At 59.0% G+C, this 9,532-nt stretch carries 7 protein-coding genes and 1 pseudogene; 5 read left to right on the top strand and 3 right to left on the bottom strand.

Annotated elements, in window-relative coordinates; genetic code table 11:
* From ACIONG_RS28990 to ACIONG_RS28975, 4 genes are all read left to right on the top strand, one after another.
* Positions 1-296, top strand: a 296-nt coding sequence (locus ACIONG_RS28990; protein WP_401304340.1) for a glycine--tRNA ligase subunit alpha, incomplete at its 5' end; no start/stop codon positions are given.
* Positions 293-2,347, top strand: coding sequence for a glycine--tRNA ligase subunit beta (gene glyS, locus ACIONG_RS28985; RefSeq protein WP_103302876.1), 2,055 nt, complete (start codon positions 293-295; stop codon positions 2,345-2,347). The genes ACIONG_RS28990 and glyS, both read left to right, overlap by 4 nt.
* A 4-nt stretch (positions 2,348-2,351) precedes the next feature.
* Positions 2,352-2,891 carry a D-glycero-beta-D-manno-heptose 1,7-bisphosphate 7-phosphatase gene (gene gmhB / locus ACIONG_RS28980; protein ID WP_177431363.1) on the top strand — a complete coding sequence of 180 codons (540 nt, stop codon included), beginning with the start codon at positions 2,352-2,354 and terminating at the stop codon, positions 2,889-2,891.
* A gap of 82 nt (positions 2,892-2,973) precedes the next feature.
* The gene (locus ACIONG_RS28975) at positions 2,974-3,753 is read left to right on the top strand and encodes a lysophospholipid acyltransferase family protein (RefSeq protein ID WP_401304336.1); all 780 of its coding nucleotides are present in this window, start codon (positions 2,974-2,976) and stop codon (positions 3,751-3,753) included.
* Between the two features lie 168 nt (positions 3,754-3,921).
* Here the strand turns inward: ACIONG_RS28975 and ACIONG_RS28970 are convergent, their stop codons facing one another.
* Positions 3,922-5,454, bottom strand: a complete 1,533-nt coding sequence (locus ACIONG_RS28970; RefSeq protein ID WP_401304334.1) for a sensor histidine kinase — start codon at positions 5,452-5,454, stop codon at positions 3,922-3,924.
* A 167-nt stretch (positions 5,455-5,621) separates the two neighbouring features.
* On the opposite strand from ACIONG_RS28970, the gene ACIONG_RS28965 reads away from it, so the two are divergent.
* Complete coding sequence (locus ACIONG_RS28965) at positions 5,622-6,341, top strand: response regulator transcription factor (RefSeq protein ID WP_103302872.1); 720 nt, start codon at positions 5,622-5,624, stop codon at positions 6,339-6,341.
* Positions 6,342-6,413: 72 nt separating this feature from the next.
* Here ACIONG_RS28965 and ACIONG_RS28960 read toward each other — a convergent pair whose 3' ends face one another.
* On the bottom strand, positions 6,414-8,525 hold the full coding sequence (locus tag ACIONG_RS28960) for a DUF6311 domain-containing protein (protein ID WP_401304331.1): 2,112 nt from the start codon (positions 8,523-8,525) through the stop codon (positions 6,414-6,416).
* Between the two features lie 146 nt (positions 8,526-8,671).
* Positions 8,672-9,532 (bottom strand): annotated as a pseudogene (gene gyrB, locus ACIONG_RS28955) (DNA gyrase subunit B); the annotation flags it as partial.

The following is a 9,532-nucleotide window of genomic DNA, read 5'->3' as shown; positions in this document are numbered from 1 at the left end:
AGCTGTGCGACCTCGACGACTTCTATGACAGCGACGCCAAGCGTCTGATCGACCTCGACCAGCCGCGGCCGTTGCCAAGCTACGAAATGGTCCTGAAGGCGTCGCACACCTTCAACCTGCTGGATGCGCGCCGGGCGATCTCGGTGACTGCGCGTCAGCAATACATTCTGCGCGTGCGCACTCTGGCGCGTTCCGTTGCGCAAGCCTACCTGCTGGCCCGCGCCAAGCTGGGCTTCCCGATGGCGACCCCGGACCTGCGTGACGAAGTACTGGCCAAGCTGGAGGCTGCACAATGAGTGCGCAAGATTTTCTGGTTGAACTGGGCACCGAAGAACTGCCACCCAAAGCCCTGAACACTCTGGCTGAAGCGTTCCTCGCCGGTATCGACAAGGGCCTGCAAGCGGCTGGCCTGAGCTACGAGACTAAAACCGTCTACGCCGCACCGCGTCGTCTGGCTGTGCTGATCACTGCGCTGGCTACCCAGCAACCGGATCGCAGCATCAACCTCGACGGCCCGCCACGTCAGGCGGCGTTCGACGCTGACGGCAACCCGACTCAAGCTGCATTGGGTTTCGCCAAGAAGTGCGGCGTCGAGCTGAGCGAAATCGACCAGAGCGGTCCGAAACTGCGCTACAGCCAAAGCATCGCCGGCAAGCCGACCGCAAGTCTGCTGCCGACCATCGTCGAAGATTCGCTGAACGACCTGCCGATCCCGAAACGCATGCGTTGGGGTGCGCGCAAGGAAGAGTTCGTGCGTCCGACCCAGTGGCTGGTGATGTTGCTCGGTGACCAGGTCATCGATTGCACCATCCTCGCGCAGAAGGCTGGCCGTGATTCGCGCGGTCACCGCTTCCACCACCCGGAAAGCGTGCGCATCGGTTCGCCGTCGAGCTACCTGGCTGACCTGCGTGCCGCTTATGTACTGGCCGATGCCAACGAGCGTCGCGAGATCATCAGCAAGCGCACCGAAGAGCTGGCCACCCGTCAGGAAGGCACGGCAATCGTTCCGCCGGCGCTGCTCGACGAAGTGACCGCACTGGTCGAATGGCCGGTGCCGCTGGTGTGCTCGTTCGAGGAACGCTTCCTCGACGTGCCGCAAGAAGCGCTGATCACCACCATGCAGGACAACCAGAAGTACTTCTGCCTGCTGGATGCCGACGGCAAGTTGCTGCCACGTTTCATCACTGTGGCCAACATCGAAAGCAAAGATCCGCAGCAGATCATCGCCGGTAACGAGAAAGTGGTTCGCCCACGTCTGACCGACGCCGAGTTCTTCTTCAAGCAAGACAAGAAGCAGAAGCTCGAAGCCTTCAATGATCGCCTGCAGAACGTGGTGTTCCAGGAAAAACTCGGCAGCGTCTACGACAAGGCCGAACGCGTTTCCCGACTGGCTGCGTACATCGCCGCACGCATCGGCGGCAACGCCTCGTGGGCTGCCCGCGCAGGTTTGCTGTCGAAGTGCGACCTGGCCACCGAAATGGTTGGCGAGTTCCCGGAGATGCAAGGTGTTGCCGGTTACTACTACGCCCTCAATGACGGCGAGCCGGAAGACGTCGCGCTGGCACTGAACGAGCAGTACATGCCTCGTGGTGCCGGCGCCGAACTGCCAGCGACCCTGACCGGTGCAGCCGTCGCCATCGCCGACAAGCTCGACACCCTGGTCGGTATCTTCGGTATCGGCATGCTGCCAACCGGCAGCAAAGACCCGTATGCCCTGCGCCGTGCGGCACTCGGCGTGCTGCGCATCCTGATCGAGAAGAAACTCGATCTGGACCTGAACGACGCCGTGGCTTTCGCCGTGAATGCGTTCGGTGCCAAGGTCAAGGCGGCCGGTCTCAACGAAGCAGTACTGGAATTCATCTTCGACCGTCTGCGTGCGCGTTACGAAGATGAAGGCGTCGATGTCGCCACTTACCTGTCGGTTCGTGCCCTGAAACCAGGTTCGGCGCTGGACTTCGACCAGCGTGTGCAAGCGGTTCAGGCCTTCCGCAAACTGCCGGAAGCGGCAGCGCTGGCGGCGGTGAACAAGCGTGTTTCGAACCTGTTGAGCAAAGTTGAAGGCTCGGTGCCGACTGTGGTTGAAGCCAAATACTTCGACAACGCCAACGAGTTCTCGCTGTACTCGGCGATCCAGCAAGCGGATCAGGCTGTACAGCCTATGGCCGCCGCGCGTCAGTACAACGAATCGCTCGCACGCCTGGCGGCATTGCGTGAGCCGGTCGATGCGTTCTTCGACGCGGTGATGGTCAATGCCGAAGACGCCAAGGTTAGGGCCAACCGCTACGCGCTGCTGGCTCGTCTGCGTGGCCTGTTCCTCGGTGTTGCCGACATTTCGCTGCTGGGTTGAGGGATTGCTCTTGAAACTGCTGATTCTCGATCGGGACGGAGTGATCAATTACGACTCCGACGCTTACATCAAGTCAGTGTCGGAGTGGATTCCGTTGCCCGGCTCGATCGAGGCGATTGCGCAGTTGAGCAAGGCCGGCTGGACGGTGGCAGTGGCTACCAACCAGTCGGGCATTGCTCGCGGCTACTACGACCTCGCCACCCTCGATGCCATGCACGCGCGCCTGCGCGAGCTGGTGGCGGAGCAGGGCGGTGAAGTCGGGCTGATCGTTTACTGCCCGCATGGGCCGGATGAAGGTTGCGATTGCCGCAAACCGAAACCGGGCATGTTGAAAACCATCGCGGCGCATTACAACGTGACGCTTGAGAATGTCTGGTTCGTCGGCGACAGCCTTGGTGACCTGGAGGCCGCCAAAGCCGTCGATTCACAGCCAGTTTTGGTAAAGACCGGGAAAGGCGAAAAGACTCAGGGCAAAACCCTGCCGGTTGGCACTCTGATTTTTGACGATCTGGCGGCGATTGCCGCAGAACTTATCCACAACTAGAGTACTTCTGACATTCCTGACCAGGATTGATCGGGAGTGCGCTTGAACAGTCGGGCATTGCCCCGTAACGGTAAACGTCGCCATGTCGATACTGCGGGCCTTCAGAATTTTCCTTTTTTACCTGCTGCTGGGCACCACGTCCTTGCTGTGGTGCAGCCTGAGCTTTTTCATCGCGCCCTTTCTGCCGTTCAAGGCGCGATATCGTTTTATCAACGTGTACTGGTGCCGTTGCGCCTTGTGGTTGACCAAGGTGTTTCTGGGTATCCGTTACGAAATCAAAGGCGCGCAAAACGTGCCTGACCGGCCCTGCGTGATTCAGTCGAACCACCAGAGCACTTGGGAGACATTTTTTCTCTCCGCTTATTTCTCGCCGTTGAGCCAAGTGCTCAAGCGCGAATTGCTCTATGTGCCGTTCTTCGGCTGGGCCATGGCCATGCTGCGACCGATCGCGATTGACCGTGACAACCCGAAAGCTGCGCTGAAACAGGTCGCGGCCAAGGGTGACGAGCTGCTCAAGGACAACGTTTGGGTACTGATCTTCCCGGAGGGCACCCGCGTTCCTTTTGGCACGGTCGGCAAGTTCTCCCGTAGTGGCAGCGCGTTGGCGGTGAATGCGGCGCTTCCGGTACTGCCGATTGCACACAATGCCGGCAAGTTCTGGCCGAAAATCGGCTGGGGCAAGAAGTCCGGTGTGATCACTGTGGTCATCGGTGAACCAATGTATGCCGAAGGCACTGGGCCTCGCGCTATTGCCGAGCTGAATGATCGGGTGCAGGCCTGGAACGAGAAGACTCAGCGCGAAATGGGTTCGCTGCCGCCAGCCCCGCAGGCACCGGCCGCAAATGATCAGATCGCTGTCTGAGATTTTGTGGATAACCTGTGTACGGTTTTGTTGAAAAGGCTTGAATATTGAAATTAAGTGATTGATTTACTTATATATTTCTCAAGTTCATAAAAAACCGTAAAAGGTGCATAAGTTTTTTTCGGAAGTGAAAAAACCGGCTGATATAGCCGGTTTTTTTGTGCCTGCTTACTCGGCAATCAACGGCAGCTCAAGCACGAACGTTGTGCCTTGATCGACCACGCTGCGGCACTCGATCCGGCCGCCATGGTGATCGACCACAGCTTTGACCATCGACAGGCCCAAGCCGACGCCATCGATGCCTTGGGCTGAGGAAAACCGCCGGTATTGAATAAACAGATCGGGCAGCTCTTCGGCGGCAATGCCTTTACCCTGATCACTCAGTTCAACGCGCAACACGTTGCCATCGCAGCGGACCTGCAGGTGAATCGTGGTGTGAGGTCCGCTGTACTTGATCGCGTTTTCCAGCAGATTGAACAGCGCCCGGGTCAGCAGTCCTTGATCAGCCAGCACTAGACGCTCTTGAGAAGGATCATCCATGTCGTGCAGCAGTTCGATGCTTTTCTGTTGGGCAATCGGCAACGCCTGATCCAGCACATCGAGTACCAGCATCGCAAACAGGCTTGGCTGAAACTGGTAAGTCTCGGACTCCGCCCGCGCCAGCAATACGAAGCCATCGGTCAGCGACAGTGCGCGGCGCACCTGGCGTTCGATCTGTTCGAACAGCGGCGCATCCGCGCCAGCCTGATGGCGATGGACATCGAGCAACGCGAGGATGGCCGAATGGGGGGCGCGCAGATCATGGGAAAGAAAGCGCAGCAAAACGCTGCGTTGCTCTTCGGCCGCACGCTCGGCACTGAGGTCGGTCAGACTCAGCAACCAGCCGATGGGCGTATCGCCGTCCACCGGCAACAACGCCGCGCGCTCCAGGCGCAGGCTGCGTTCCTTGTGATCGCGGAACTCCAGCAGGGGCAGGGCGGATAACGACGGGCGGGCGGCAGTGGACAATTCGGGGTAGCCGAGTTGCGCCAACTGATCGAGCACATCGTCGCCCACCAGAGGGTTATCAAACAGGTTTCGCGCCTTGCGATTGCCTAACAGAATCTGCCCTTTGGGGTCGCTGATCAGCGTGGCGACCGGCAGGTATTCCAGACCGTCAGCGATAAAACGCCGCGTATCACGGGTGCGGCTCATCGCTTGTTCAAGCGCCATGATCTGTCCCTGCAGGCGATCAGCGCCCGTGAACTGCGCGCGACGGCGTTCCGGGAAGACTTTCGGTTCATTGTCCAGCCGTGCCAACTCCCAGCCGAAGTAGGTCAGCACCACGCTGAGGCGTCGCCAGTTCCAGATCAGGTAGCCGAACAGCATGCCCAGCACAGCTGGCGTCGGTGACCACCACCGCCGCATCTCCGCCAACCCTGCGCTGGTCAATAACACACTAGCCATACCGATCAGCGTCACCCAAAGTGCCAGACGCGGGCGCCATAACAATAGCCCGAGAACGCACGTCACCAAACCCACGGAAAGCACGGCGCCCAACCCCGGTGACGCGTCATGCAGATTGACCTGCGCCCGGTACGACAACAGCGCAGTCAGCGGTAACAGCACTAGACTTATCCACAACCACTCGCGCACCAACTGGCGGAACAGTCGCTGCACCTGGCTCGGTTCGCGGCTTTCGTGCCGTCTGCGGTCATTCATGGGAAAAAGGGCAGGGCAATGTAAATGGTTTCATGGGTCACTGGTCTGAGACATGACCCGAAGAATCATAGCGGACGTCGACCAACGGCGGGCCGCTTACTTTCATGGCTAGGCCCGAGCGACTAAGGTTTACGGCCAGATGCCCCAGCAACAAGGAACCACCGCGTATGCGCGTTGCGATACTGGACGACGAACCCGCCGAACTGCGCCGGGTCGAGCAGACTCTGCAGCAAATGGTCGAAGCCTCCGAACAGCCATGGTCGCTGCACAGCTTCGAGCGCGGTGAAGACCTGCTGCGACAACTGCGCCGGGAAACCTTCGACCTGCTGATCCTCGACTGGCAATTGCCTGATCTCACCGGTCTGGCGTTGCTGCGCTGGACCCGCGAACACATGGAAGCGCCTCCCGCAGCGATCATGCTCACCAGCCGCGATGGCGAAAGCGATATCGTCCAGGCGCTGAATGCCGGCGCCGACGACTACGTGAGCAAACCGTTCCGGCCCAATGAGCTGAAAGCGCGAGTCGCCGCCGTATTGCGTCGGCACAATCTGTCACGCAGCGCCGCGACCGAGGTGCTGAGCTTCAATGATTTGACGTTCGACGACGCCGAACTGACGGTCACCCGCGAGGGCAAACCCATCGTGATGACCGAGCGTGAATATCGACTGGCGCGCTGCCTGTTCAGCAATCTTGGCCGACCGTTATCACGGGATTACTTGTATGAGCGCTTCTGGCCCCATGAAGAGATGGCCTCGTCACGGCCACTGGATACGCATATCTACCGGCTGCGTAACAAGCTGGGGCTGACGGCCGATCGCGGATGGCAGTTGCTGACAATTTATGGGTACGGGTATCGGTTGGAGAGTGTGGCGACTGCACAAGAATGAAGATCAAAAGATCGCAGCCTCCGGCAGCTCCTGCACGAGATCAATGCAGGCGCTGCGATCTCTTTTAACTGATCAATGAAACGTCAACCCGAGCAACCCGATCGCCAGCTTTCGTTCATCCACACTCATCCCCAGTTCGTGTGGGCTGATCGCCAATGGAAAATGAAACTGGATGCGCAAGACACCTTGCTGCGCAACGAGCTGCTGCACCTGCGGCGGTAGCACGACATCGATCTTGTTCGCGCTGGCTTGGGTCAGGCTGGTGGAGAGCACCGCAACATCATTGATGCGGATATCCACCACCTGGCGCGGATGTGATTCCGCCAGGAAGGCGTTGGCTTCCAGCGACAGCGAGGTCACACGACCGGCGGGTCTCAGAATGATTTCCGCATCTGAACCCACAGACCCGGTACCCCAGGCATCAGAAACCCACCAGCCTGTACCCAGACCGGCGGCCCCCGCACTGCCATCGGTAAACTGAATTTTTTCACCTGGCTGGAAAGTCGGGATCAGCTCTTGAGGTTGCACTGCCTTGATGGCGGGACAGTCGGCACAACGCTTCCAACCCGGTGCCAAGACATAAAAATCGTCAATTCTGGCCAGGATATCGGCAGTGCGATCCAGCTTGACCGTTGCTTGCAGCGCCGACCGCTGGTCCAGTACATACAGGGTGTCGGCATCATACTTTCCGGACTCGACGGTCCTTTCTGCGGCACGCTGAGCAGCTTCCTGCGCCACCGCGCTGACCCGTCCCAGATAAACGGCATCCGTTGCCAGATGATATTTGCCTGCATAGTCGGCCAGTGTCATCCAATGGACGGAAAAGTTTTGCGGACTCATCCATCGCACGTTCTGATAATGCGATGCCGCGCTACGCCAGAAAGGATCGACTAACGGGGTTTTCCATTCCTTGCTCGGCGAAGCCATCATCAGATGGCTGCGCGTGTTTGCCCAGCCTGCACGGGTATCGGCCACTTGAGCGACCACCGCCAGCGCCAACAATACGATCGCCGCATGCGGTCTGGTTCCTCGGGCCACCAAGAAAACCACCGCGAAAATCGCCACGTACATGACCGGCCAGATCATTCGACCCGATGCGCGGAAGATACCCGCCATTTCAATGAAGGCGTCCGGCAACCAATAGTCGAATTCGTATGACGCGATCCCGACCTTGTTGGAGAGCGCAAAAATCATCAACCCGACCAGCGCGAGCATCAATATCCAGCGCTTGTGTATGGCGGCCATCACTCCGTTGTTCTTGCCGGACAACATGAGCGGCAACGCGCAAACGAGGAGCAACATCACCCCTAGCCCCGGGAAGGCCATGCCATCTCCATCGCCGGGCACTCCGGGGAAATCCCTCAAGACATACGACCACCCGCCAGGGTTGAAGAAGGTCAACGCATTCGCCCGGAACAATCCAAACCCGATGGAGGCCAAGCCGGCGCCCTTGATCGTGAAATAGCCCGCCTGCCAGCAGCACAATCCCGTCAACAACAAGAGGCCGAACAACTCGGCAACTGCCTTGCCCGATCTCAGTTGGTTTTTGAGGGTTCGGTACAGAAGATCGGCGAACCAGATCAACGCAATCATGACCAGCAGATAAGCATGGACCAGAGCCGATGCAGCCAGCAGGCCTCCCCAGGCCAGAACGCGCTTGTCATTTCCACGGCGTAGCGTCAGGTACAGCGCGGCGAGGATCAGGAAATGTCCGGAAAGGGATAAATGGACACCCATGCGCGCAATCATCGCCGGGTTGAAGAGAAACAATGCCGCGCCCAACAGACGGACTGTCACATTGCTTGTGGCCAGCCCCATCAGTTTCCAGGCAAACCAGCTCTGCAGCACAAAACACGTCAGCAACCAAAGCCCGAAGTACTGGAACGGCTCGGGAAGCAGCGAAGCGAACGGTTTGAAGATAAAGGCAAACAGCGGATTGGAATCCGAGAAGATGATCGCGCTGCCCAGCTCCAATCCATAGGAAGGATTGAGCCCCAGCGGAATCGACCAGGGTGAATGCCTGAAAAACGCCCACCCCAGGTAATGCGTCGCCGGATCACTGTGGCCCAGCCATGCAATGTTTTCCGGGTTTAGCGCCCTTGGCCCCACGACGATAAAAAATGCCAGAACGCCCATCAGCAAAGGCAAGAGATTAACCGGCAAGCGTTTAAGCAGATCCTTCATCGATACACGTCCATTCGTCATGCGCCAACATCAGAGGCTGGAATCGAGGCTGCATCGTACGCAAAAAAAAGCCCGCTTGCGCGGGCCTTCTTCTGGCTTGGCCGGCCAACCCTTTGGGGTGGCCGAACCGTCACGGGTGTACCGGATCAGAAATCCAGATTGGACACCGCCAAGGCATTGCTCTCGATGAAGTCACGGCGAGGTTCGACCGCATCACCCATCAGGGTGTTGAAGATCTGGTCTGCGCCAATGGCGTCTTCGATGGTGACTTTCAGCATGCGGCGCACGCTTGGGTCCATGGTGGTTTCCCACAGCTGATCCGGGTTCATTTCGCCCAGACCTTTGTATCGCTGGATGGTGTGACGCTTGGTGCTTTCGGCCATCAGCCAGTCCAAAGCTTCCTTGAACTCGGTGACCGCTTTCTTGCGCTCGCCACGCTGGATGTACGCGCCTTCGTCGAGCAGGGTGCTCAGTTGAGCGCCGAGGGTGACGACGGTTTTGTAGTCGTTGCTGCCGAAGAAGTCACGGTTGAACGTCACGTAGTTCGACAGGCCGTGGGAGATCAGTTCGACTTCTGGCAGCCACACGCCACGTTCACGATCTTCACGCAGGCTGGCTTTGTAGACCAGGCCGGACTTCTCGTTGGTGCGCAAGCGAACTTCGTACTGGGCCAGCCAGTCCTGCATCTTGGCGTGGTCGCCGAGCATTTCCAGGCTCACGGCCGGCAGATAGATGAAGTGTTCGGTCAACTCCTGCGGGTACAGGCGCGACAGACGCTTGAGGGTCTTCATCACCATGCGGAAGTCGTTCACCAGACGTTCCAGCGCCTCACCGGAAATGCCCGGGGCCTCTTCGTTCAGGTGCAGGCTCGCATCTTCCAGGGCCGACTGCGTCAGGTACTCTTCCAGGGCGGCGTCGTCTTTGATGTATTGCTCTTGCGTGCCGTTCTTGACCTTGTTCAGCGGCGGCTGGGCGCTGTAGGTGTGGCCACGCTCGATCAGCTCCGG

Origin of the sequence: Pseudomonas sp. NPDC087817 (assembly GCF_044742875.1) — a bacterium.
Classification (GTDB): domain Bacteria; phylum Pseudomonadota; class Gammaproteobacteria; order Pseudomonadales; family Pseudomonadaceae; genus Aquipseudomonas.
This window is presented reverse-complemented; position numbering and strand designations above follow the sequence as displayed.

Coding starts and splice junctions, on each gene's coding strand:
- glyS (WP_103302876.1), top strand. CDS start 293: ATGAGTGCGCAAGATTTTCTGGTTGAACTGGGCACCGAAGAACTGCCA.
- ACIONG_RS28975 (WP_401304336.1), top strand. CDS start 2,974: ATGTCGATACTGCGGGCCTTCAGAATTTTCCTTTTTTACCTGCTGCTG.
- ACIONG_RS28970 (WP_401304334.1), bottom strand. CDS start 5,454: ATGAATGACCGCAGACGGCACGAAAGCCGCGAACCGAGCCAGGTGCAG.
- ACIONG_RS28965 (WP_103302872.1), top strand. CDS start 5,622: ATGCGCGTTGCGATACTGGACGACGAACCCGCCGAACTGCGCCGGGTC.
- ACIONG_RS28960 (WP_401304331.1), bottom strand. CDS start 8,525: ATGAAGGATCTGCTTAAACGCTTGCCGGTTAATCTCTTGCCTTTGCTG.